Consider the following 24,196-nt stretch of genomic DNA (forward strand, 5'->3'; position numbering starts at 1 on the left):
GTTCATTCCCCCAGGTCGAGAGTGAGTTTGGTGACGGCGAACGCCTCGGCGTAGCGCGCGTTGCTTTCGATACCGCGGATCCGGGCGAGCCCCAGGAAGGCCTCCCGGTCGTACCAGGGCCGGTGCTGCTGGGACGGGTAGTGCTCCTGGAGCAGCCGCACCTTCTGTTCGGCGACCTCCGGCGACAGCGGCTGGTACGCCGCCGGACGGCCGAGATCGCCGTCCCACTTGACGATCTCGTAGCCGAGCACCAGGTGGTCGCGGAACGCGGTGGTCATGAGTTTCGCCAGGCCGCGGTGGTCCTGGTGCGCGTCATCGACGCGCGGGGCGAGGACGAGATCCGGATCGGTCTGCCCGCGCAGTTCCTCGACCGCGCCCTTGGCCTCGTCCCAGTGCGCGGGCAGCCGGCCGTCCGGCAGCTTGTGCACGGTCAGCCGCAGGTCGGCGCCCGGGCAGAAGGCGGCGAGCGCGGCCCGCTCCTCCCGTTCCCGCTCGCTGCCGCCGCCGGAGAGCACCAGCGCGTCGACACGGATGCCCGGCCGCGCGAGGCACAGCGCCAGCAGCGTGCCGCCGGCGCCGATGGCTATGTCGTCGCAGTGCGCGCCCACCGCGACGATCCGGTCCAGGCGCCCGGCGCCGAGCCGTATCACGCGGTCCCCGCCCCGGCGGCGGCCCGGCTGCCGGGCACGAGCGCCCCCGTGCCGCCGTGCTCCCACACGGCCCACGGACGGTCGCCCCGGGCGTAGGAGTCGTCGAGCGCCGCCCGCTCCTTCACGGTGTCCGTCGGCTTCCAGAAGCCGCGGTGCTTGTGCGCCACCAGCCGTCCCCGCTTGGCCAGTTGGGCGCAGCCGTCGGCGACCAGGTCCCCGTTCTCCGGGATGTGGTCGAAGACCTCCTGGCGCAGCACGAAGTAGCCGCCGTTCTCCCACAGCGGCATGTCGCTCACCGCGGTGATGCCCCCCACCAGACCGTCCTCGGCCAGGTCCACGCAGTGGAACGAGGACTGCGGCGGCACCACCATCATCGACGCGCCGGCGTCGCGCCCGGCGAACTTGTCGATCATCTCCGGCAGCGGGGCGTCGGTGAGCACGTCGGCGTAGTTGGCGAGGAACATGTCCTCGCCTTCCAGGTAGGGACGCACCCGGCGCAGCCGCTCGCCGATCGGCGACTCGATGCCGGTCTGCACGAACGTGATCGTCCACGAGGCGATGTCGGTGGACAGCAACTCGGTGCGCCCGCCGCGCAGTACGAAGTCGTTGGACGTCGTCTCCTCGTAGTTGAGGAAGAAGTCCTTGATGTGGCCCGCCCCGTACCCGAGGCACAGGATGAACTCCGTGTGCCCGAAGTGCGCGTAGTAGCGCATGACATGCCAGATCAGCGGGCGCGGGCCGACCATCGCCATCGGCTTGGGCACGTCGTCCGAGGCTCCGTTGCGCATACGCATCCCGTAGCCGCCGCAGAACAGTACGACCTTCATGCCTTGACCTCGACAATGCTCAGTTCCGGAATGGGGAAGACCAGCCGGCCGCCCCAGTCGTGTACGAAGGACAGCTGCTCGGTCAGCTCGGCCCGCAGGTTCCACGGCAGTACCAGGACGTAGTCCGGCTTGTCCGCGGCGATCTGCTCGGGCGCCAGGATCGGGATGCGGGTGCCCGGGGTGAACCGGCCGTGCTTGTAGGGGTTGCGGTCGACCGTGTAGGCCAGCAGGTCGGGCCGGATGCCGCAGTGGTTGAGCAGCGTGTTGCCCTTGCCCGGGGCGCCGTAGCCGACGACCGTCTCGCCGCGTTCCGCCGCCTCGATGAGGAACCGCAGCAGGTCCCGGCGCACCTTGGCCACCCGGGCCGAGAACTCGGTGTACCCGGACAGCTCCTGGAGCCCGGCGGCCTTCTCCCGGTCGAGGACCTCGGCCACTCGCCCACTCGGCTCGCCGGCCACCTCGGTGGGCCGGGCCCACAGCCGGATGGAGCCGCCGTGCGTGGGCAGCAGCTCGACGTCCACGAGGGTGAGTCCGCCGCTCGCCAGCGCCCGGATCGCGGACGCGACCGTGTAGTACTGGAAGTGCTCGTGGTAGATCGTGTCGTACTGGTTGTCCTCGATCAGGGTCAGCAGGTGCTGCACCTCGATGGAGACCCAGCCGTCGTCGGCGACCAGGGCGCGCAGCCCCTGGGTGAACCCGACCACGTCGGGGATGTGCGCGTACACGTTGTTGGCCACGACCAGGTCCGCCGGGCCGTGCTCGGCGCGGACCGCCGAGCCGGTGTCCGGGGACAGGAACTCGGTGAGCGTGGGCACACCCGCGTCCCGCGCCGTGGCGCCGACGTTCACCGACGGCTCGATGCCGAGGCAGCGGATCCCCCGGTCCACCACGTGCTTCAGCAGGTACCCGTCGTTGCTCGCGACCTCGACCACGAAGGCGTCCGTGCCCAGATCCAGCCGCCGCACGGCGCCGTCGACGAACGTGCGCGCGTGCTCCACCCAGGAGGTCGAGAAGGAGGAGAAGTACGCGTACTCGCTGAACGTCTCCTCCGGAGTGATCAGCGGCGGGATCTGCGCGAGCCAGCAGTCGGTGCAGACCCGCAGATGCAGCGGGTAGGCCGGCTCCGGCCGGTCCAGTTGGTCCGCGGCGAGAAAACTCTCGCACGGCGGGGTCGCTCCAAGATCGACGACGCTCGCGAGTGACGCCGCGCCGCAGAGTCGGCAACGTGTCATCAACTTCCCCCATCCCGCTCGCGCGGCTGTACCCGCGGCGAGCCAGTTCTTTCCCCTACCGGCGTCGGGCTGTCCCCGTCGCCGGACCGTCCCGCGATCGCGGTGCGGTACCCCTCCAGCAGTCGCTCCAGCCCGACGGCCGGACTGAAGTCCTTTTCGTAGCGGTGCCGGGCCGCCCGTCCCATCTCCCGGTTGCCGTCCGGCTCCGCCGTGATCCGGCGCAGACAGGACGCGAGCGAGGCGGCCTCGCCCGGCCGGTGCAGCAGTCCGGTCACCCCGTCCTCGACGAGTTCCACGAAGGCGCCGTGCCCGGCGGCGACCGCCGGCACCCCCGCCGCCATCGCCTCCACGACCACCAGGCCGAACGCCTCCAGCCAGGTGGAGGGAGCCACCACGGCGACCGACCGCGCGATGGCCCGCCGGCACTGCGCCTGGTCGTACAGGCCGACGTAGCGCACGTCGTCCCGTCCGGCCGCCCAGGCGGTCACCTCCGGCTCCAGCGGCCCCGCGCCCGCGACCACGAGCGGCACGCCCGCTCCGCCCTCGGCGGCGAGCTCGTCCCACGCGGTCATGAGCAGCCGTACGCCCTTGGCCTCCGCGAGCCGGCCGAGATAGAGCACATGCTCGCCCGGGCCCGCCCGGACGACGCCCGGTTCGGGCACGAAGTTGTGCTTCACCGCCAGCCGCGCGGCCGGCATGCCGGCGCCCACCAGGACGTCACGCTGCGCCGCGGAGATGCAGAAGAACCGGTCCACGCCGGTCCACCACCGCCGCCGGTTCACCGACAGGCTGACCGCGAGCGGCACCGTCGCCAGCCGGGAGCCCCGGTAGCAGCCGTGCCGGACGGCGGGCAGGGGCGTCGATCCGACGCACTCGGTGCACGGCCGGCCGTCCCGCTGAAGCGTGCCTGGCGGGCAGATCTGGGTGTAGTTGTGCAGCGTGGCGACGGTGGGCACACCCGCGTCGGCGCAGGCGGCCAGCACCGCGGGCGACAGCAGCGGGAAGACGTTGTGGACGTGCACCACGTCCGGCCGCGCGGTGCGGAGCCTGGTGGCGAGCTCCGAGCGGACCGCCGGGTTCCAGGGCACCAGCAGGGGTAACGCCGCCTTGCCCGGCAGGGACCGGGAGGCGATGTCGTCGCTGCGCCGCTCGAACAGCTCGACCTGATGGCCGGCCTCGCGCAGCAGCGCCACCTCCTGGTCGACGACGTTGTTCTCACCGCTCGGCTGCGCCGAGGCGTAGCGGTTGTGCACCACGAGGACGTGCATGCTCAGACCACCTCCGATCTCTGGGCCCATCGCGGGACGTGCCGGCGGGGGGCTCGGGGCGGCGACAGGTCAGTGGCCGGGGCGGGTGTCGCCAGCAGCGAGGCGGCCACGGCCAGATGCAGCAGATACGGCGAGGCGTCGCCCAGCCCGGCCTCGGTGTACGAGGCGATCGCGCAGTAGCTGATCAGGAAGATCGCGCAGGCCCTCGGCAGCGACGGCGGCCGCAGCAGCGCGACGGCGCCCAGCACGACGATGAACGCCGCCACCAGACCGACGCCGATCACGCCCTGCTCGTTGTAGACGGCCAGCCAGCTGTTGTCGATCGGCAGCCCGTCGAACGACTTGTCGCCGAGGCCCGCGCCGAACAGGTACTCCGTGGTCGTCCGGGGCGCCGTCAGCAGGGCGTGCCAGACCTTGGCCCTGCCGGTGAGACTGGAGAAGTTCTCCTGACTCTGTCCGCGCAGGAACCACGTCTGGAGCGCGGAGGCGAACCCCACCGCGGCCACCGCGCCGATCGCCACCGACCGGGTGAAGAACCGGCGGGCGGCGGCGCTCGTCAGGATGAGCGAGCCGATCGCCAGCGCCAGCCCGACGAGCAGGCCGAGCGTGGCTGTCCGGGTATGGGTCAGGGCCAGCAGGACGAGCGACGGCACGATGACGACGGCCGCGCTGGTCCTGTCGGTCCGGCGGCCCATGAGGAGCAGCACGGTCAGCCCGATGATCACCGCGGCGTACTGTCCGATCTGCGGCGGGGTGAGCGGCCACAGCGCGCCGACCAGCCGCCCGCCGTACAGATCGGGCAGGGCGGCCCCCGGTGAGGCGATCAGGCCGGCGGCCACCGTCGCGAGCACCGCCAGGTACATCCGGATGTGGTGCCGGACGAACGTCGTGCCGCCGTCCCACCAGCGGCTGAGCAGCCACAGCGTGCCGACGAACAGGGTCAGCCGGAAGCAGCGGAACAGCGCCCCGAATCCGGACTCCAGGTGCACGCTGGAGATCACGCTCAGTACCAGCAGCAGGGTCAGCAGGAACAGATAGGCGCTGGTCCGTACGCGCAGCCGGACGTTGACCGCGAGAGCCAGCGCGAAGGCGGTGACCAGCGCGCCCATGGTGACCATCTGGATGAGGGAGCGGGGCAGCGGGACGATGGTCTTCGCCCCGGCGGAACCGAGCGTGTTGAGGACCAGCAACCCCCAGACGGTTCCGACGATCTTCGGCGTGGGGTCGGTACGCATCTCAACCACCGTCCTGGGCGCGGAAGGTGCTGCCCGCGTCCTGCCGGTAGGGCGTGCCCTGCCACTGCACGGAGTCGAGCACCCGGCTCGGGTCGTGGGCGACGAAACTCCACGGTCCGACATAGGTGTTGTCGTGCCAGCGGTTGTGCTGCTTGAGGGTGATCGCCTCGGCCACCCGCTCGCCCTGGTACGGCGACCAGTCCGGATAGGTGCCGTAGTTGGCCAGCACGGCCATGCGGTCGCACTTCACCGTGCAGCCGACGACGGACTTGTCCAGCACGAAGCGGTTGTTGTGGATGTCCACCCGCTGGGTCTTCCACCGGCAGTCGGCGTACAGGGGTCCGGTGGCGATCGCCGGCCGTGCGCAGCGGTGGATGTTCTTCACCAGCAACGTGCAGTCGCCGGAGGAGGTGTTGGCCGGGCTGTTGCAGAACCGGTCGGCGTTCTCCCACAGGGTGATCCCGGACCAGTTGTTCTCCAGCACGTTCCGGTAGATCTCGATCTTGTCCGTACGGGCCCGGACCCGTGGTTCACCGCCGGACTCGGACAGATAGACGGTCGCGAACGGGAAGTTGTCGCCGCGTTCGGCGTACTTGCGGCCCTCGACCCAGTTGTTCCGCCGGATCTTGTTGTTCCGGATGACCGCGTTGTAGCTGGTCTCGTAGATCAGCGCGGCGCCGTCGTTGGCCTCGAGCACGTTGTCCTCGATGAGGAAGTCGTTGTTGTTGGTGTCCGCCCACAACCCGGTTCCGCGGTTGTCGTGCACCCAGTTGCCCCGTACGTCGGCGCCGTTCACGGCCCAGAACTTGACGCCTCCGGTGCAGCCGCAGCCCGGCTGCTTCCGCTCCCAGTCGTCGGTGTTGTTGCCGGCGATCTCGTTGCCCACGAGCACCAGGCCGCTGATGGGACCGCTGCCCTTGTACGCGTTCATGCCGTACTGGCCGTTGTCGCGCAGACAACTGGCGCGGACCTGCTGGCGGGCGCCGGCCATCAGCCCGGCGCCCGAGTTGCGCTGGATCGTCGCGTGCTCGACCACCCATCCGTCGGCCGAGTCGTGGTTGACCACGCCCTCGTTCTGCGGGGCGACGAAGCCCTGCACGGTCAGGTAGCGGATGGTGACGTCGGAGGCGGTGCCGGCGAACGCGTACTGGTTGGTCCTGCGGCCGTCCAGCACCGCGCCCGGCGCGCCGAGGTAGACGTCCCCCTTCTTGGGCACGACCTGGGCGTAGCGGTCCCGGTCGAGCCTGTGCCTGCCCGGCCGAAGCCAGAACGTGGTGCCCGGGGGACGGCTCTTGGTCTTCGCGGCGAGGTCACCGGCCACCGCGGGGTCGACCGTGACCGCGCCCGCCGGTGCCTTCGCCGGCCCGGCCGCGGGCTTGGCGCACACCCGGGCCGCGGACGCGGCAGGTGCGGCGGTCGGCTTCAGCTGCGCGTCCTGCGAACTGTCGCAGCCGGTCGCCGTCGGCAGGGCAAGCGCCAGCAGTGCCGCAGGCAGCGCCCAGTGCCGCCAGTTGATCCCCAAGCGTCCTTCCCCCCTAGCCGTGGAACCTGAGTACGGTGGTGAACCCCTGCGTGCCGTCGGCGACGCCGGTGCCGACCAGCGTGGTGGCGGGTTCCTTGCGTCCGAAGCCGGCGGAGTACCAGCCCAGCGGCGGATCGCTCTCGCCGCGGTGCGCCCGCCAGTTCAGCCCTTCGGGCAGGTCGAGCTCCGCGGAGCGCTCCTCGCCGTCGCGGGCCCAGGTGAGCCGGGCCCGGTTCCCCGCCAGCTCCGCGGTGATCGCCGGACCGAGGTGGAACGCCAGCCGCACGGCGGTACCGCGCGGGCCGCTCACCTCGTCGGCAATCGTCAACTCCCGGCTCGCGGAGGCCAGTTCCACCTGACGGCGGTGCACGGAGCGCTGGTAGCCGTCGTGCTCGGCGCACCAGCGCGCCGTTCCCCCGTCCAGGGCCCCGGACGTGTCCGCGACGAGGACGCGGCTGCGGGCATGCCGGGTCCACAGGAACGGGCCGCCGGAGACGGACTGGTCGGCGCCCTCCAGCTCCAGGGTGTTGTGGCCGAGGGTCGACCTGAAGTACCGCCGCCACTCGGGCTGCCCGTGGTAGCAGTACGTCCCCGGATCGGCGAGCACGTCGACCCCGTCGTGCCTGACCTCCACCGACAGCGCGTCCGCGTGGGCGTGGGCGGCGATGGACAGGAATCCGTGCGGACCGCCGTCGCAGCGGGCCCAGATCTCCGCCGGACCACGCAGGATGGTCATGCCCGCGTCGGCGAAATGGGCCGGCCTGCTCGCCGGGCGGGACACGGCGGGTGCCGTCCCGTCCTTCCCGTACGGGCGCAGGAGCGCGGCCAGCAGGGTGGTGCGTACATCGGTGCCGGTCACCGCCGGCCACCAGTCGAGCCGGCCGAACACGGCGTCGCCGGTGGCCAGCAGCGAGCCCCAGCGGTCGGTGCCCGCGCCGTCCACGATCAGACCGTGCCCGTCGTCCGCGTCGCCCTGGCGCGGGGGCCGCAGCCGGTTGTCCACGACGGCCGCGAGCGCGTCGGTCATCCGCAGCAGCACCAGCCTCACCGGCGCCGGGACCGGCACGTCCGCGGCATCCGCCTCGGCCACCGCGGCCAGGCCGAGCTCCAGCACCAGCCCGTGGTACTCGGTGGCCAGCTCGCGGTTGAGCCCGGAGCCGAATGTGTTGCCGCGCAGCTGCCGGTCGAGCGACCGCATCGCGTCGGTCCGCCAGCGCGCCGAGGAGGGGAACCAGCCGAACGCGCAGGCCGCGGCGAACTGCCCGGCGGCCTCGGCGATGACGTGGTTGTTCGCCGAGGAACCCCGGCTGGGGAAGGCGGCCAGCCAGCGCTGGTGGTGCCAGATCTGGTTCAGCGCCACCGGGTTGTCCTCGAACAGGGCGGCCGCCCCCGTCCAGCCGTCGAGCAGCCGGCGGATCCACACCCAGGACAGCAGCCGGATCCCCAGCTCGATGCCACTGGTCCAGTGCACGCCGCGCAGCGGCGCGTTGGCCGCCCACCACGACCGCAGCTGCTCGGCCACCCGCTCGGCGTACCGCTCGTCCCCGGTGACCGCGTAGGCGGCGGCGAGCACGGTGAGGTACTGGTGCCGGGACGGCTCCCAGATCTGCTTGATGTCCCCGACCGCGTTCTCGTCGCGGTACGGCACGTCGAAGGCGTAGCCGTCCGGAGCCCGGCGCCCGGTCTTCGGGTCGTAGGACCAGTCCGGGTCGGCCAGGTCGGCGCGGTCCACCCCGAAGAACTCGCCGTGCCCGTCCATCAGCCGGTCCGCCTCGGCGAGAAGACGTTTCGCGGCGTCCGGGGGCACCGCGTCCATCGTTCCCGAGGGCAGTACCGCTGTGAACCGGGCGCCCCTCACGCCCGGGCAGTCGGGCAGCGCCGACCGCCACCGCCGCCTGCGCACCGTGTCGCCGACCCGGCCGCCGACCTCCCGCGGCCCCATCCGGGACAGCCGCCGCAGGTACCAGCCCGCGCTCATGGTCATGTCGTCCTCGCCAGCGTCACCGGCGCGCCGCCCGAAAGGCCGGCCCGCACGGCGAGGGTGGCAGCCGTGGTGGCCACCAGGGACTCCAGCGGCACCGGCATCGGACCGCCGGTCCGCACGGCCTTGACGAACGCGGCCAGCTCGGCGGACTGGCCCTTGTCCCGGGCCTTGGGCAGCCGCGAACTGACCCACCGCTTGCGGCCGTAGACCGAGGCGCGGACGAAGTCGTCGAGCCGCAGCACCTTGCCGTCCGCGACCAGGTCCAGCGTCTCCTTGGGGAAGCCGGGGGCGCCGGTGGTGACGTAGCTGATGGTGGCGGTGGAGCCGTCCGGGTAGCGCAGGACGACCTGGAGATCCTCGTTGCCGGACGGGGCGACCGCGTACACCGAGACGGGATCGGCGTCGAGCAGCCAGCTCGCCGTGTCGATGAAGTGCCCGCCCTCGCCGGCGAACCGTGAGCCCTCGGTGCCCTGCTGGAGGTACCAGCTGCCGTGGGTCAGCTGCCCCGCGTTGACGAGGTAGCGCAGGCTCGCCGGGCCCGTTCTGGCGCCGAACCGCGTCTTCGCCTCCTGGAGCAGCGGCGCGAACCGGCGGTTGAAGCCCACCTGGAGCCGGTCGTTGCCGGACTCCTCCACCGCGGCCAGAACGCCCGCCAGTTCGTCCTCGGTGAGTGCCAACGGCTTCTCCACGAACACCGTCTTGCCGGCCAGCAGCGCCTTGCGGGTCAGTTCGGCGTGCGAGCTGTGCCGGGTGACCACGAACACCGCGTCGACCGACTTGTCGCCGAGCACGGCGTCGAGATCGGTGGTCGCCTCGGCGAAGCCGAACTTCCGCTGCGCGTTGGCCGCGGACAGCGCCGTCGTCGTGACGACCGTGGACAGCTCGACGCCCTCGCGCCGCGCCAGATGCGGCAGCAGCATCGACGTCGCGTAGTTCCCCGCACCGACGAACGCCAGCCGCACCGGGGTCCTGGCGGCCCTGGCCGGGGCGGACACCTCGCCGCCGCCCCGCTTCACCGCGGGCACGGCCACCTCCGGGGCCTGTGCCTCCGCCTCGACCGCGTGGTCGGCGTACTTGAACAGCACGGCCACGGCCTTCAGTCCGCCGTCCTTCAGGCTCTGGTACGTCTCGACGGCGTCGTCGAAGTCGGCGACGTGGGAGACCAGCGGCTCCACGTCCACGCGGCCGCGGGCGACCAGATCGAGGAAGCACGCCAGATTGCGGCGCTCGGTCCAGCGGACGTAGCCGATCGGGTAGTCCCGGCCCTCGAGCTCGTACGCCGGGTCGTAGCGCCCGGGGCCGTAACTGCGGGAGAACCGGACGTCGAGTTCCTTCTCGTAGTACGCGTTCCACGGCAGGTCCAGACGGCACTTGCCGATGTCGATCACCCGGCCGCGGTCCCGGCTCAGCCGCGCGGCCAGCTCGACGGGCTGGTTGCTGCCGCCGCCCGCGGCCAGGTACACCTGGTCCACGCCGTGACCGCCGGTGAGTTCGGCGACGGAGGCCTCCACGGCCGCGGAGGCGGGATCGCCGCAGGCCGTCGCGCCCAGGCGCTCGGCGAGCTCGCAGCGCGCCGGGTCGGGGTCGACCCCGACGACGCGGACTCCCGAGGCTGCCAGCAGCTGCACCACCAACTGCCCGATCAGCCCGAGCCCGATGACCAGCGCCACCTCGCCGAGCCGTGACTCGCCCTGGCGGACGCCCTGCATCGCGATCGACCCGACGGTGCCGAAGGCCGCGTGCCGCGGCGCGAGGCCGTCCGGCACCGGGGCGTAGAGGTTCTTCGGCACCCAGTTCAGCTCGGCGTGCAGCGCGTGCTCGTTGCCGGCGCAGGCCACGAGGTCGCCGGCCTTCACATCGTCGATCCCGGCGCCGACCTGCTCGACCACCCCGCACAGCGAGTAGCCGAGCGGGGTGTAGGAGTCCAGCTTGCCCATCACCTTGCGGTAGGTGGCGGGCACCCCGTTGGTGGCCATGCTCTGTACGACCTTGGCCACCTGGTCCGGCCTGGAGCGGGCCTTGCCCAGCATCGACATGCCGGCCTCGGACACCTTCATGAGCTCGGTGCCGGTGGAGATCAGCGAGTAGGCGGTCCGCACCAGCACGCCGTCGGGCTTGCACCCCGGCACCGGCACGTCGAGCAGCGCCAGTTCGCCGCTCTTGTAGTTCTGTACGACCTGTTTCACCGAAGTCCTCTTGTCTCTACTGTCTCTACGCCGTCACGGGAGAGTTCTGGCTGCTACGCCGACACCGGCGAGCTCCGGCCGGCTCCGGAGGTCGCGCCGCGATACCAGTACTCGAGGGTCAGCACATGCCACAGGTGCTTGGAGAAGTCCCGCTGCCCGGCGGCGTCCTCGGCGACCATGCGCGCCAGGGCGTCGCGGCGCAGGAGCCCTGAACGGACGAGCTCGCCGTCGTTCACCACCTCGCGCACCAGCGGTGCCAGGTCCCGGCTCATCCAGGCCCGCAGCGGGGCGCTGAACAGGCCCTTGGGCCGGTACACGATCTCCCGGGGCAGGATCGAGGTCGCCGCCTCCTTGAGGACCGCCTTGCCCTGCCGTCCGACGATCTTGCGGTCACCGGGAACGGCGAACGCGGCCTTGACCACCTCGACGTCCACGTACGGGACCCGCACCTCGGTCGACGCGGCCATGCTCGACCGGTCCGTGTAGGCGAGGTTCAGGCCCGGCAGGAACATCCGGGCGTCACCCAGGCACATGCGGTTGACGAAGTCGTCGAGGTCGTTGTCCTCGTAGACGTCCGCGTGCTCGGTCAGCACGTCCTCGACCGTCCCGGCCAGGTCCGGATCGATCAGGGCGAGCAGTTCGTCCTGGTCGTACATGGTGTAGCTGCGCCGGAACGCGGTCTCCTCCGGCAGATCGGCGAAGGACAGGAACCGCTTCGCGAACCGCACCGACCGGTACCCCCGGCGGGCCGAGGCGACCGGCAGCCGGTCCACCGTCCTGGACAGGCCGCGCCGCAGTGGCCGTGGGACGCGCTGATAGCGCAGCGCGATCAGGTTGGCCAGGTGTTTGCGGTAGCCGGCGAACAGTTCGTCGGCACCCATCCCCGAGAGCATCACCTTGACCCCCGCCTCCCGGGCGGCCTGGCAGATCAGGAACGTGTTGATCGCGGCGGGGTCGCCGATCGGCTCGTCCAGGTGGTACGTCATCTGCGGCAGCAGGTCGAGCACGTTCGGGGCGATCTCGATCTCGTGCAGGTCGACGCCGAACTTCTCGGCCACCTGCCGGGCGTAGCGCAGATCGTCCGGCATCGCCTCGAACTTGGCGTCCTCGGGCCGGAACCCGATCGTGTAGGCGGAGATCCCGGGCCGGTCGCGGGCCGCCAGCGCGGTCAGATAGCTGGAGTCGAGACCGCCGGAGAGGAAGGTCGCCACGGGTACGTCGGAGAGCAGGTGACGCCGGGTCGACTCCTCGACGACGGCGGCGATGTCCGGCAGTTCGCCGCTGAGGGCCCGCTCCCGGCCCTCGGCCGCGACGTCCCGGAGGTTCCAGTACTGCCCGCGCTCCACCCCGCCGTCGGGCCGCAACCGGAGCCAGCTCCCCGGCGGCAGCTTCTCCGCCTCGCGGAACGCGCACCGCGAGTCCGGCACCCAGTAGTACAGCAGCGACGCGACCAGCGCCGCGTGGTCCACCTGAAGCGAACCGCCGGTCACGGCGGCCAGCGACTTGAGCTCGGAGGCGAACACCAGGCCCTCGCCGCGCCGCAGCAGGAACAGCGGTTTGATGCCCAACTGGTCCCGGGCGAGGACCAGTTCACCGGTCCGCTCGTCGAATATCCCGAACGCGAACATGCCGCGCAGCCGGGGCAGACAGTCGGTGCCCCAGCGCCGCCAGGCCTCCAGCAGTACCTCGGTGTCGGAGGTACCGCGAAAGCGCACCCCGGAGGCCGCCAGCTCGGCACGCAGCTCGGGCGCGTTGTACAACTCGCCGTTGTACGTGAGGACCAGGCCGCCCGAGACCATCGGCTGGGCGCCGGTCTCGGACAGGTCGATGATGGCCAGCCGGCGGTGCCCGAGGTGCACCTCGCCGTCACCGACGGGGTGGCTGTACCGCCCCGCCCCGTCCGGCCCGCGGTGGGCGAGGGTCTCGGTGAGCCGGTCGGCCACCGCCTTCCCGTCCGGCCATCGGTAAGTACCCGCGATGCCACACATGTCCTACCGTGCCTCCTGGTCGCTGTCCGGGACTCGCGCCGCCCACATCGGCAGCCGCTCCGTCCGCCGCGGGCCCGGCCCGCTCTGCCGCGCCGCACGCTCGTCCTGGCCGCGCAGCGCGGTGTTCAGCCCGTCCCACAGCGTGCCGTCGCTCCGGTCACGCGGATCGGGGTCGATCAGCACCACACCGATCACCGCGATGCGCTGGTCGGCGAGCTGCCGCGCCACGGTGTGCAGCCACGCGGCGCTGCCGTGCCCGGCACGTACGACGAGCACGGTCCGGGTGCCGAGGTACTGGAGGTCGGTCCACGCCGTTCCCGGCGCCACCGAACCGACGCCGACCCGGCGCTCCTGCTGCGGTACGGCCGCGGCACGCTCGCCGCTGACCACGGCCGGCTCTCCCGGCTTCGGCCGGTGCCTGGACAGCTGCGGTCCCGGCAGACCGTCGACGACGACCACCGGCCCGTCCGCCGCCAGCGCCCTGGCCAGGTCGAGGGCGATCACGCTCGTGCTGCGCGCACAGCCGAGTTCGAGCAGCGACACGGGTTCCGCCGCACCGCGCGCGGTGCGGGCCAGGGACGCGGTGAGCCGTTCGCGCGCCGCCCGGATCCGGCGGCGCCGCCACACCCCGCCCCTGCGGCCGGGCAGCTCCGTGATGACCGAGGCGCCGAGGTTCGACGCGATGTCGCGGCGCAGCACGGGGCGGTCCGCCACCACCGAGCCGACCGCGGCCACCGAGAGGCCGACGACGAGGCCGAGGACGAGCCCGACCGCGGCGTCGGTGGCCGCGGTCCTGGGCACGGAACTGCGCACCACGTTCGGGGCGTCCACGATCTGCGTTCTCGCGACGAGCTGGGGCGTGCCGATGCGCGCGTCAGCGGCTCGCTGGCTGAAATCGGTGATGCGCGAGGTGAGTTCGGCCCGGCGGGCGAAGAGCGACTCCAGATCCGCCGACGCCGTCGGCCCGCTCTGCGCCGATCCGTCCCCGATCGCCTTGTTGACCTTGGCGAGCTCGCTCTGCATGCGGTCCCGCTGGTCGAGCAGCGCCTTGGCCTCGGCGCTCGCCGCATCCTGGATCCGCTTCACATGGTCCGTGACGAACGCGTCGGCCAGCGCCTTGGCGCGGGCCTTCGCGTCCGCGTCGCTGTCACCGGTGACCGTGATCTGAAGCAGGTTGTTGGTCAGGCCGACACCCGAGTAGTCCTTCATGAAGTCCTCCGGCCTGTCCGGAGCGTGGAGGGACTTCAGCGCCGCGTCGGCGATCCGCGTGGTCTGAAGCAGTGCCACGTCGGTGCGGATCAGCGTTCCCGGGTCGTTCGGCTGGTCCTCCTGGTGCGCGACCAGCACCTTGGTCACCGCGGTCGGCGGCGCCGGCATCAGGATCGCCAGCGCGGCGCCCACGATCATCCCCAGCAGCCCCGCGGAGAGCCAGAAGCGGCGCCGTCTGCGCACCGCCACCACCAGTGCCTGTAGGTCGACCAGCGGAGCGGCGGCCGACGACTCCGGACTCGTACTCGTCGTCACCCTGAACTTCCCTTCACGTCGTGGCCGACCGCGAGCACCGGTGTGGCGGCATCCCGGGGGTGGCCGGCGGCCCGCGCCGGAAGTGCGCGGACCATGCCGGCGAGGACGATGCCGACGATCTCGTGCCCGGCGTCCGCACACGCCTCGGCGATGCCGGAGAGTTCCGCCGCGGTCCAGTTGCCCGAGCTCAGCACGACCAGGGCACCGGACTCGTCGCCGCGGTCCGGGACCAGGGGCTGTGACACCGACACCCCCACCGTCCGCAGCACGGGATGGCCCCCGTTCGAGGAGTTCGGGGAAGGATCGTTCCCGGCCACGGAGACGAGCTCTCCGGCGGCCCGGAGGGCGATCCCGTCGCCGTCGGGGACGACGACCAGCAACCGCCGGGCGGCGGGCAGCCGGTTGCACACCCGGCGGTAGCGGATCTGTCTGCCGCTCTCGTCGCCGTACGTCCGCGGGGCCGGTACGTCCCAGCGGACGTCGACACCCAGCAGCCGGCGGCCCGCGGCCCGCGGGCCACGCACTTCCGGCCGGTGCGTGGACCGCTCATCGGCCACGTCGACGGTGCCCAGCAGAGTCGAGCCCAGTGCCGCCGCGATCTCGGACTGGGTGCGCAGCCGGCGGCTCATCCGTGCCGCGGTGAGATGGCCGATGACCCCGAGCAGGAGGAACAGCAGCGCCCCGGCGGCGATGAACTGCGTCCTCGTCGGCGGTGTCTCGCTGGTCGGCCGGGCCGCCGCCCCCATGACGACCATGTTGGCCTTTTTGGCGGCCGGGTCGGACTGGTTCAGCTTGGTGATGGCTTCCTGGAGCGTCGTACGCAGCTTCTCCAGCTCGGTACGGGCCTGCACGCCCTCCACGGTCTGCGGATCGGCAGCGTCGGCCAGCTGGGTGATGCGGCGGCTGGTCTGCGTCACCGACTGCTGAAGCGCCTCGCGCTGTGCCGCCGCCTCGGGGTCGGTGTTGTCGTCCACCACGCGCGCGGCGAACGTGACGAACTGCTGGGCGACCTGGTCGGAGAGCTGTTGCGCGCGCTCCGGAGTTTCGGCCGTGCCCGAGATCTTTATGATGTTCCCGTCCGCGGCCTTGGCGCTCACCCGACTGCGCAGCTCGCTCTTGCTGACCCCGGCCCAGTGCAGCGTGTCGGCCGCCTGGTCGACCACCACCGAACTGGTGGCGACCTGCTCCTGGGTCAGCAGCTCGCGTTCCTCCCATGCTCCAGGCAGCAGTACCGACGCCGACGTCGTGTACTGCGCGGGGAACAGCAGGGAAGTGCCGTACCCGACGAGCGCACCCACCAGGGCGAGGATGGTGAGAAGCCGCCAGCGCCGACGGATAATCCGCCCGATGGTGACCAGGCGTATCGTGTCATCGTTCAACGGTGCGGCCTCCGCCCTGTGCACGGTCCGGGTCGCCCGCCGACGCCGGGGCGTCGGTACGGCAGGCGGCGGCGTAGGCGGCGAGCAGCGACGCCTGCGAGTTCCGCCAGGAGAGCGGCCCGCTGATCCGCTCCTGGCCGATCTTGCCCATCAGTTCCCGCTTCTCGGGATCGTCCAGCAGCAGGGCGATGAGCCTCGCGAACTCGGACTCGTCGTTGGCGGGCGCGTAGACGGCGGCGTCACCGGCGGAGACGCGTGCCTCCCGGAGCTCGAACGAGACGAGCGGCCGGCCCATCACCATGTACTCCAGGACCTTGTTCATGGTCGACACGTCGTTGAGCGGATTGTGCGGGTCGGGGGAGAGGCACACGTCCGCGGTGGACAGGTACCGCACCAGATCGGCGTCCGGTATGCGCCCGGTGAACTGCACCTGCTCCGAGAGCCCGAGTTCCCGGGACAGCTCCACCATCGCGTCGAAGGTGTCACCGCCGCCGACGAACACCGCGTGCCAGTCGCTCCGCCCGACCTCGTCGCGCAGCTTCGCGAGGGACCGCAAGGCGTAGTCGACACCGTCCTGCGGGCCCATGACGCCGAGGTAGCACAGCAGATGGGGCTTGCCGCGCTTCAGCTCCGGCTCCGCGGGCACGGGGTGGAACCGGTCGACGTCGGGCGCGCTGCGCACGACGAAGACGTCCTCCGGCCGCTTGCCGCCACGGCTCACCGCGACGTCCCGGTAGCTCTCGTTCGTGGCGAGCACGACGTCCGCGGCCCGGTAGGTCCGCCGTTCCAGCGCGCACACGGCGCGGTAGAGCAGATCCTCGCCGCGGTCGAACCGGGAGAGGTACAGCTCCGGCACCAGATCGTGCTGGTCGAAGACGAACCGCGCCCCGCGCCGCTTCATCCACAGCGCGGGCACGAACAGCAGGTCCGGCGGGTTGCACGCGTGGACCACGTCGACCGGGCCGACCTTCCGGGCCAGCCGGAGGGTGTGCCACAGCGCCGTTCCGTACTCCCGCAGATAGCCGGCCGGTCCTCCGGTGGCCGCGCGCAACGGGTAGCGGTGGATCCGCACCCCGTCGATCACCGCCTCCGGCTCCGTGTCCCGCTTGCTGCCCTGCGGACAGATGACGTGGACGGTCCAGCCCGCGTCGCGCAGGGTCGTGCACTCCTGCCACACCCGTCGGTCGAAGGGCACCGACAGGTTCTCCACGAGGATCAGCGCGCGCCGGTCAGGCCGGTCACCGCTGGTCGATTTACCAGGCAAGGCCCATGTATCCCGGTTCGGTCCGGCGCGCGTCGGCGTCGGGAAGGCGGACGAGGTCGATGATCATCGGGCCGCTGCCGCGGGGCAGCGCCGACAGAACGGCCGGATCCTTGGTCCCGACCAGGCACACCTCGGCGTGTTCGAGCACCTCGTCGACGGAGTCGGCGAGCAGCTGCGCGAGGTGCGGCAGCCGGTTCTCGATGTATTCGCGGTTCGCGCCGAGCAGCCGGGAGAGGCTCACGTTGGCGTCGTGGATCCGCAGGTCGTAGCCCTTGCCGAAGAGCCTCTCCGCCAGTTCGACGAGCGGGCTCTCGCGGAGGTCGTCGGTCCCGGGTTTGAAGGAGAGCCCGAACAGGCCCACCTTGCGCTTGCCGGTGCGTTCGACCAGCTCCACCGCCCTTTGCAGATGGTCGGAGTTGGAGGGCAGCACATGGGACAGGATGGGTACCGAGACATCGGCCCGCTGTGCCGCGTGGACCAGGCTGCGCAGATCCTTGGGGAGGCAGGAGCCACCGAAGGCGAAGCCGGGCCGAAGGTAGGCGGGGCTGATGTTCAGCTTGCGGTCGGCCAGGAACACGTCGATCACCTGGTGCGAGTCCACCCCGAGTGCCTGGCACACCGCGCCCAGCTCGTTCGCGAAGCCGATCTTGAGGCCGTGGAACGCGTTGTCCGCGTACTTGATGGCCTCGGCCGTCGGGATCGGCACCCGGAACACCTCGCCGGGCACGCCGTCGTACAGCGCCAGCACCACGTCGCCGCTCGCCGGGTCGAGCTCGCCGATGACGGTCTTGGGCGGGTCGAAGAAGTCCCGCACGCTCGTGCCCTCGCGCAGGAACTCCGGGTTGACCGCGACCCCGACGTCCACCCCGGCCGTGCCGCCGACGTACTTCTCCAGGATCGGCACCAGCAGGTTCAGACAGGTGCCCGGAAGCATCGTGCTGCGGAACACGACGGTGTGCCGGCCGCCGCGTTCGGCGAGCGCGGCGCCGATCTGCTCGGTGACCCGCTCCAAGTACGTGGTGCACAGGCTGCCGTTGGGCTCCGAGGGCGTACCCACGCAGATCAGCGACACCTCGCTGCCCATGATCGCCTCACGGACGTCGTCGGTGGCGCGTAAGGCCCCGCTCCCCACGACGTCGGCGACGAGCTCGCCGATCCCCTCCTCGACCACCGGGGCCTTGCCGTCGTTGACCAGGTCGACCTTGACCTGGTTGACGTCCACCCCGATGACCTCGTGACCCATGCTGGCCAGGCACGCGGCCGACACACAGCCCACGTAGCCGAGCCCGAAAACGCTGACCTTCATGACCCGTTCCTCCCCCCGGTCAGGCCCTTGCGGCCTGCCGTTCGCGCCCCTGCCCGACGACGCCCTTCGCGCATCAGTAGGCCCCCTGCCCGTAGAGCACCGCACGCAGCGTCTTCCACAAGATCACCGTGTCCAGGGCGAGCGACCAGTCCTCCACGTACCGCAGGTCCAGCCGGACCGCCTCCTCCCACGACAGGTCGCTGCGTCCGCTGATCTGCCACAGGCCGGTTAGCCCGGGCTTGACCAGCAGCCGCCGCCGGATGTCCGGGCCGTACGCGGCGGACTCCTCCGGTAACGGCGGCCGCGGACCGACGAGCGACATCGATCCGGTCAGTACGTTGAAGAGCTGCGGGAGCTCGTCGATCGAGTACCGGCGCAGCACCGTTCCCACCCGGGTCACCCGCGGATCCCTGCGGACCTTGAACAACAGCCCGGCGCCTTCGTCGAGGCCGGCCAGCTCGGCCCGTGCCCCGTGCGCCCCGGAGACCATGGTGCGGAACTTGAGAATGGTGAACTCGCGGCCGTTCTTGCCGACTCTGCGCTGCTGGTAGAACGCCCCGCCCCGGCTGTCCAGCAGCACGAGCAGCGCGACGAACACCATCAGCGGAGCGAACAGCAGCAACAGGACCGTCGCGCCCAGGCGGTCGACGACCACCTTCACCGCGCGCCGGCCTCCGGTGAAGGTCGGCATGCTGACCCGCAGCAGCGGGATCCCGAGCACCGCGTCGACATGCAGCCGCGGGCCGGCCACCTCCATCAGCACCGGGGCCACGACCATCTCGGCGTCGCTGCCCTCGAGGTTCCAGGCCAGCCGCTGGAGCTTGTCCGGTGACCAGTGCGGGTCCGGTGTGACCGCGACGACACGGTAGCCGTCGCGGTGGACATGGCCGGCGACGTCCGCCAGCCGGCCGACCACCGGCACACCGTCCAGCTGGTCACCTTCGAGCCCGTGACCGTCGGTCGTGCACACCGCCTCCACGCGCCAGCCGAGGTGCGGGAACTTGCGGGTGCGCGTGACCAGGTCGCGCACGGTGGCCGGGCTTCCGGCGGCGAGCACCGGCCGCAGGCATCTTCCCTGCTTGCGCTGCTTGTGCAGCCACAGGCGCAGCAGATACCGCACGGTCATCGTGACGATCGCGATCGCGGGGATCGCGACGAAGATCCAGAGTTTGATGTTGCGTGAGGTGAGGGCGATCCCGCCGAGCGCCAGGACCACGGTCGCCGCGAACAGCGAGCGTCCGAGCCGGCGGAACTCCTCGGCGCCCTGACCGAGCACGGCCGGAGCCCACGAACGGCTCACCGCGAGCGCCCCCAGGACCAGCAGTTCGGTGCCGAACGCGAGAATTCCCCACTTCTCATGCCAGTTGGCCGCGTCCCGGGCACCGAAGAAGTTGCCTATCGACGCCACCACGAAGGCGGTGGCCACCATGTCGCTGGTGATCACCCTGCGGCGGTACCGCTGCTCCCAGTCGGTCGCAGGCTGGTTGATCGCCTCGTCCGTCAGACGCTCGCGCGCAGACGGAAACGGACGTACTAGTCCCCCTTGCCGCACAGAACCCCCCAGGTTCCAGTGGTTCGACGTGTTCGCCTAACACTGTTCCTCGCACCGGGAGGCACCCCCGCCCCCCTGGCCGCGCCGCGCTGTTCCTCCCCCGGGAGGCCCCCGCCTCCCGCGCCGCGCCGTTCATCCCCCCGGGAGGCACCGCCTCCCGCCTTCGGCACCCCACTGTTCCAGAGCGAGGTGAACAACTCGCCCCGGCCGCAGCCGAGTTGCCTGTCTGCCGAACCATCAAGACGTCCGGAAGCGATCCCCCACGTCTGGCGCCGGGGATGCTCATGCTTGCATCCCGTGGCGCCGGACCTATAGATCGTTATTGGTCGCCTCGTGTCCGAACAGCTGAAGCACGGTCAATCTAGACCATCAAGCCCGGTATGAAGAGGGGGATGTGTGGAATTTGTGCTCAAGATTTGGTGCCGGATCCGCTGATCGACGGCTACTTACGGGTAAGCGGGCGTCACCGAGGGCTCCCTGGACCCGCCCGGCACCCGGGCGTGGTTCCGGCACGGTGACGACCGGTGATCCCAACCAGCCTTCTACAGAGTCAAGTTGGCCGAAATCTTACGCTGTCCTCCGTGGCGCCCACTGTGATCGCTCAGAGCCAGTCGCGCCGTTTGAAGATGACGTAAAGACTTGTGCAGACGACCGCCATGAGGACGATCGCGAAGGGATACCCCAACACCCAGTGCAGTTCCGGCATGTGACTGAAATTCATGCCGTAGATCGTCCCGACCAGGGTCGGCGCGAAGAGGATGGCGGCCCAGCTGGAGATCTTCTTGATCTCCTCGTTCTGCTCGAAGCCGGCCTCCGCCAACGCCCGCATCTCCGCGTTCTGTTGCTGCGTCACCAGCGTCGCGTTCACCGTGAGGATGTCGGTGAGGGCCTGACGGAAACCGTCGACCCGCTCGCTGGTGTGGGTCACGTGGTCGGCGACGTCACGGAGGTAGCGCTGGAGCTCCTCGTCCGTGCGGTACTTGGCGAAGCCGGCCATCAGGCTGTGCAGCATGCCGACCAGCGGGCGGGCGGCGCGCTGGAACTCGACCATCTCGCGCGAGAGTTCGTAGATGCGGCGGGAGACCGCGGGATCACCGCGGAAGACCTCGGTCTCGATCTCGTCGATGTCGTTCTGGACACCGGAGACCACCGGGACGTAACCGTCCACGACGGAGTCGAGGATCGCGTAGAGGACCGCCTCCGGGCCGAGCCTCAGCAGTTCGGGGCTGCCCTCCATGCGCCGGCGCACCGCCGAGAGATCCGGTGCGGCGCCGTGCCTGACCGTGATCACGAAGTCCGGTCCCACGAACACGTGCAGTTCGCCGAAGTCGACCTCCTCGACCGCGTCCAGATAGCGGGCGGCGCTCAGGACGACGAACAGCGTCTCCCCGTACCGCTCCAGCTTCGGACGCTGGTGCGCCTCCATCGCGTCCTCGACGGCCAGCGGATGCAGGTCGAACTCGGCGGCCAGCGAGTGGAGTTCGGACGCCGTCGGCCGGGCCAGACCGATCCAGGCCATACCGTCCGGCTGCTCGCGCAGTTCACGGAAGGTCTCGGCCAGCGACCCGGGCGTCGACACCCGCACCCCGTCGCGGTACAGCGCGGACTGGACGACGCTGACGACCTCGCTGGGCTCGGGTGAGGGCGGTGGCTCCTGCGGCGCCGCATGCCGCGGGGGCGGCGCGGACGGCGGAGTCAGGGCCCGCCGCCACAGGGACCTCCGCGCGCCCTTCGCGCCCTTCGGACCCCCGGCGCCCTTCGCCTCCGTGGAGCCGTCCGTGTCCCCCGTGCCCCGCCGGTTCTGCGAGGCCGGGCGGGCGCGTCGCTCGGACATCGCGGCTGCCTCCAGGGTCGTACGAACGTCTGGACGATCTCCGAGCAGGATATACGGGGCAAACGGTCCGCGTGCCGTCGGCCGGACCGGGATCGGGTGAGAGTTGCGGACAGGGGGTGTCCGCGACCGCCGATAGCGTGCCGGGTATGACGAAGACGACCGCGACGGCCCCCGTGCTCGGCACCCGCGCCCTCAACCGCGCGACCCTCGGCCGTCAGCTCCTGCTGCGCCGCTCCCCGTTGTCCGCGACGGCCGCGGTCGAGCACCTCCTCGGCCTTCAGGCGCAGAACGTGAAGCCGCCGTACTACGCCCTCGCGGCCCGCCTGGAGGGCTTCCGGCCCGAGGAGCTGTCGGCGGCCATGGACGCACGCCAGGTCGTCCGGATCGTCACCATGCGCTCCACCATCCACACGCACACCGCGGAGGACACCCTCACCCTGCGCCCGCTGGTGCAGGCCGCCCGGGACCGGGAGCTGGTCCACTTCCGCAAGGGCCTCGAAGGCGTCGACCTGGACCGGCTCGCCGCGATCAGCCGTGAGCTGGTGGAGAGCGAACCGCGCACCATGAAGCAGCTCCGCGAGGCGCTGCTCGCCCGGTGGCCGGACGCCGACCCGTTCGCCCTCTCCGTCGCGGCCCGCTGCACCCTGCCGCTCGTCCAGGTCACCCCGCGCGGTCTGTGGGGCCGCAGCGGCCAGGTCGCCCTCACCACCGCCGAGCACTGGCTGGGCCGCCCCGCCGAACCCGCGCCCGCGCCCGACGCGACCGTGCTCCGCTATCTGGCCGCCTTCGGTCCCGCCTCGGTCAAGGACATGCAGACCTGGGCCGGGCTGACCCGGCTCCGCGAGGTCTTCGAGCGGCTCCGGCCCGGTCTGACGGTGTTCCGCGACGAGCAGGGAGCGGAGCTCTTCGACCTTCCCGACGCGCCGCGGCCCGGCCCGGACACCCCCGCCCCGCCCCGCTTCCTGCCCGAGTTCGACAACCTCCTGCTGTCCCACGCCGATCGCTCCCGGGTCGTCCCGGCGGACCTCAAGGGGCGTACCTGGCGGGGCAATCAGGCCTACCGCACCCTGCTCGTCGACGGTTTCGTGTCCGGACTGTGGAAGCTGGAGAAGGGCGTGCTGGTCGTCGAACCGTTCGGCGCGCTCACGAAGGCACAGCGGGACGAGGTCACCGCGGAAGGGGAGCGGATGCTCACGGCGATGCACGCGGGGGAGGGGTACGACATCCGGTTCGGCGCGGTCGCGCTGCCCTGAGGTGCCGGCGGACGGCGGAGGCACGCGGGGAAGACGTCCGCCGGCGGGTACAGGGCCGAACCATTGGATGAGGGGCGTTGCGGACCGCTCGTGGAGGCTCGCAACGCCCCTCGGCTTCTACCTGAGGGGTACTCAGGAGATCTTCGGTTACTGCGAGTCGACCTGCTCGGTCACCAGGCTGGAGAACGTCGACAGGCGCGTGTAGACACCCGGGTAGCCGGCCTCCGCGCAGCCCTCGCCCCAGGAGGTGATGCCGGCCAGCACCCCGCCGATGAGCAGCGGACCGCCGCTGTCGCCCTGGCAGGTGTCGACACCGCCGGCGGTGTAACCGGCGCAGACCATGTCGGAGGACACGTAGTGGGAGCCGTACGAGCTCGCGCAGCTGGAGTCGGACACGATCGGTACGGTCGCGGTGCGCAGCTGGTTGGAGGAGGCGCCGTTCTCCGAGGTGGTGCCCCAGCCGACGATGCGGGCCGTGGTGCCGGTCGCGTAGAGACCGCTGTCCGAGCCGGAGACGTACGGCGCCGGGGTGTACGACATCGGCGTGGACAGGGTCAGCACGGCCACGTCGTCGCCTTCGGTGGCGTCCGTGTAGTCCGGGTTGATCCAGATCTTGCCGACCGTGCTGACGGTGCCGTCCGTGCCGTTGAGATACGTCCTTCCGCCCACCACCCGGATGCTGCTGGTCGTCTCGCCCGACATGCAGTGGGCGGCGGTCACGACCTTGTCGGCGGCGACGAGCGTGCCGCCGCAGAACTGGTTCTGCCTGGCGTCGGTGATCTGCATCATGAACGGGTACGCGGACGTCGTGGTCGTCGTGCCGCCGACGATGGGCTGGGGAACTGCTGCGGCGGAGTGGGCGCCGAACAGGGTGGTCGCGGCGGCTGCGGCGACCGCCGTACAGACGGCGGCGCTCTTCTTGACGCGGTTGAGCCCGAACATCGGTCTCCTTGAAAGTTGCCGGTGGGGGGACGCACGGGTGTGTGTGGGGGAGTCACGACGCCTCTGGGTGGGGTGTCGTAGGCCCGAGCGAGCGGCACGCCCACACGCTAGGGGGTGTGACCGCTCTCTCCCAATGAGGGAACCCCCTAGTGGAGACGGGGGAGGGAAAACCCTTGCACGGCGCGGGCCGTGTTTGACGCGGGCGCCGTCCGGTTGGTCCCGGCCCGGGGGCCCCGCCCGTCCGGCGCAC

The 24,196-nt window shown here is 71.2% G+C and carries 17 protein-coding genes; 1 reads left to right on the forward strand and 16 read right to left on the reverse strand.

Annotated elements, in window-relative coordinates:
• Positions 1 to 2: 2 nt before the first annotated feature.
• The 15 genes from ABZV42_RS19960 to ABZV42_RS20030 all read right to left on the reverse strand — a co-directional run bounded on the left by ABZV42_RS19960 (position 3) and on the right by ABZV42_RS20030 (position 21,751).
• Positions 3 to 650 carry a PIG-L deacetylase family protein gene (locus tag ABZV42_RS19960; RefSeq protein ID WP_355979115.1) on the reverse strand — a complete coding sequence of 216 codons (648 nt, stop codon included), beginning with the start codon at positions 648 to 650 and terminating at the stop codon, positions 3 to 5.
• Positions 647 to 1,477 carry a glucose-1-phosphate cytidylyltransferase gene (locus tag ABZV42_RS19965; RefSeq protein WP_356052955.1) on the reverse strand — a complete coding sequence of 277 codons (831 nt, stop codon included), beginning with the start codon at positions 1,475 to 1,477 and terminating at the stop codon, positions 647 to 649. Before ABZV42_RS19965 ends, ABZV42_RS19960 begins: the two co-directional genes overlap by 4 nt.
• The gene (locus tag ABZV42_RS19970) at positions 1,474 to 2,709 is read right to left on the reverse strand and encodes a class I SAM-dependent methyltransferase (RefSeq protein ID WP_355979111.1); all 1,236 of its coding nucleotides are present in this window, start codon (positions 2,707 to 2,709) and stop codon (positions 1,474 to 1,476) included. The genes ABZV42_RS19965 and ABZV42_RS19970 overlap by 4 nt, the downstream gene beginning before the upstream one ends.
• On the reverse strand, positions 2,709 to 3,977 hold the full coding sequence (locus tag ABZV42_RS19975; RefSeq protein WP_356052957.1) for a glycosyltransferase: 1,269 nt from the start codon (positions 3,975 to 3,977) through the stop codon (positions 2,709 to 2,711). Before ABZV42_RS19975 ends, ABZV42_RS19970 begins: the two co-directional genes overlap by 1 nt.
• Before the next feature lie 2 nt (positions 3,978 to 3,979).
• Entirely contained in the window at positions 3,980 to 5,212 is a 1,233-nt protein-coding gene (locus ABZV42_RS19980) for an O-antigen ligase domain-containing protein (RefSeq protein ID WP_356052958.1), read from the reverse strand.
• Between the two features lies 1 nt (position 5,213).
• Positions 5,214 to 6,734 carry a right-handed parallel beta-helix repeat-containing protein gene (locus ABZV42_RS19985; protein WP_356052961.1) on the reverse strand — a complete coding sequence of 507 codons (1,521 nt, stop codon included), beginning with the start codon at positions 6,732 to 6,734 and terminating at the stop codon, positions 5,214 to 5,216.
• Between the two features lie 13 nt (positions 6,735 to 6,747).
• Positions 6,748 to 8,718, reverse strand: a complete 1,971-nt coding sequence (locus ABZV42_RS19990; RefSeq protein WP_356052963.1) for an alginate lyase family protein — start codon at positions 8,716 to 8,718, stop codon at positions 6,748 to 6,750.
• A complete protein-coding gene (locus ABZV42_RS19995) occupies positions 8,715 to 10,904 on the reverse strand; it encodes a bi-domain-containing oxidoreductase (protein ID WP_355979101.1) in 2,190 nt (729 codons plus the stop codon). The genes ABZV42_RS19990 and ABZV42_RS19995 overlap by 4 nt, the downstream gene beginning before the upstream one ends.
• A 53-nt stretch (positions 10,905 to 10,957) precedes the next feature.
• Entirely contained in the window at positions 10,958 to 12,892 is a 1,935-nt protein-coding gene (gene asnB, locus ABZV42_RS20000) for an asparagine synthase (glutamine-hydrolyzing) (protein WP_355979099.1), read from the reverse strand.
• 3 nt (positions 12,893 to 12,895) lie between these two features.
• Positions 12,896 to 14,416 (reverse strand): Wzz/FepE/Etk N-terminal domain-containing protein, encoded by a 1,521-nt coding sequence (locus tag ABZV42_RS20005; RefSeq protein WP_356052965.1) that lies wholly within the window; start codon positions 14,414 to 14,416, stop codon positions 12,896 to 12,898.
• Entirely contained in the window at positions 14,413 to 15,795 is a 1,383-nt protein-coding gene (locus ABZV42_RS20010; RefSeq protein ID WP_355979095.1) for a Wzz/FepE/Etk N-terminal domain-containing protein, read from the reverse strand. Before ABZV42_RS20010 ends, ABZV42_RS20005 begins: the two co-directional genes overlap by 4 nt.
• A complete protein-coding gene (locus ABZV42_RS20015; RefSeq protein WP_356052967.1) occupies positions 15,785 to 17,059 on the reverse strand; it encodes a glycosyltransferase family 4 protein in 1,275 nt (424 codons plus the stop codon). The genes ABZV42_RS20010 and ABZV42_RS20015 overlap by 11 nt, the downstream gene beginning before the upstream one ends.
• Positions 17,049 to 18,365, reverse strand: coding sequence for a nucleotide sugar dehydrogenase (locus ABZV42_RS20020; RefSeq protein WP_355979091.1), 1,317 nt, complete (start codon positions 18,363 to 18,365; stop codon positions 17,049 to 17,051). Before ABZV42_RS20020 ends, ABZV42_RS20015 begins: the two co-directional genes overlap by 11 nt.
• A 73-nt stretch (positions 18,366 to 18,438) precedes the next feature.
• Positions 18,439 to 19,917, reverse strand: a complete 1,479-nt coding sequence (locus ABZV42_RS20025; RefSeq protein WP_355979088.1) for a sugar transferase — start codon at positions 19,915 to 19,917, stop codon at positions 18,439 to 18,441.
• A gap of 601 nt (positions 19,918 to 20,518) precedes the next feature.
• Positions 20,519 to 21,751, reverse strand: a complete 1,233-nt coding sequence (locus ABZV42_RS20030) for a magnesium and cobalt transport protein CorA (protein WP_356052969.1) — start codon at positions 21,749 to 21,751, stop codon at positions 20,519 to 20,521.
• Positions 21,752 to 21,897: 146 nt separating this feature from the next.
• On the opposite strand from ABZV42_RS20030, the gene ABZV42_RS20035 reads away from it, so the two are divergent.
• Entirely contained in the window at positions 21,898 to 23,004 is a 1,107-nt protein-coding gene (locus ABZV42_RS20035) for a winged helix DNA-binding domain-containing protein (RefSeq protein ID WP_355979082.1), read from the forward strand.
• 147 nt (positions 23,005 to 23,151) lie between these two features.
• On the opposite strand, the gene ABZV42_RS20040 is transcribed toward ABZV42_RS20035, so the two are convergent.
• Positions 23,152 to 23,946: a serine protease gene (locus tag ABZV42_RS20040; protein ID WP_355979079.1), complete on the reverse strand. Its 795-nt coding sequence runs from the start codon at positions 23,944 to 23,946 to the stop codon at positions 23,152 to 23,154.
• Positions 23,947 to 24,196 lie beyond the last annotated feature (250 nt).

Origin of the sequence: Streptomyces sp. NPDC005281 (assembly GCF_040607495.1) — a bacterium.
Taxonomy (GTDB): domain Bacteria; phylum Actinomycetota; class Actinomycetes; order Streptomycetales; family Streptomycetaceae; genus Streptomyces.

Bases quoted from the DNA above. Each gene is read 5' to 3' on its own strand.
- ABZV42_RS19965 (WP_356052955.1), bottom strand. From the start codon at position 1,477: ATGAAGGTCGTACTGTTCTGCGGCGGCTACGGGATGCGTATGCGCAAC.
- ABZV42_RS19970 (WP_355979111.1), bottom strand. From the start codon at position 2,709: ATGACACGTTGCCGACTCTGCGGCGCGGCGTCACTCGCGAGCGTCGTC.
- ABZV42_RS19975 (WP_356052957.1), bottom strand. From the start codon at position 3,977: ATGCACGTCCTCGTGGTGCACAACCGCTACGCCTCGGCGCAGCCGAGC.
- ABZV42_RS19980 (WP_356052958.1), bottom strand. From the start codon at position 5,212: ATGCGTACCGACCCCACGCCGAAGATCGTCGGAACCGTCTGGGGGTTG.
- ABZV42_RS19990 (WP_356052963.1), bottom strand. From the start codon at position 8,718: ATGACCATGAGCGCGGGCTGGTACCTGCGGCGGCTGTCCCGGATGGGG.
- asnB (WP_355979099.1), bottom strand. From the start codon at position 12,892: ATGTGTGGCATCGCGGGTACTTACCGATGGCCGGACGGGAAGGCGGTG.
- ABZV42_RS20020 (WP_355979091.1), bottom strand. From the start codon at position 18,365: ATGAAGGTCAGCGTTTTCGGGCTCGGCTACGTGGGCTGTGTGTCGGCC.
- ABZV42_RS20030 (WP_356052969.1), bottom strand. From the start codon at position 21,751: ATGTCCGAGCGACGCGCCCGCCCGGCCTCGCAGAACCGGCGGGGCACG.
- ABZV42_RS20035 (WP_355979082.1), top strand. From the start codon at position 21,898: ATGACGAAGACGACCGCGACGGCCCCCGTGCTCGGCACCCGCGCCCTC.
- ABZV42_RS20040 (WP_355979079.1), bottom strand. From the start codon at position 23,946: ATGTTCGGGCTCAACCGCGTCAAGAAGAGCGCCGCCGTCTGTACGGCG.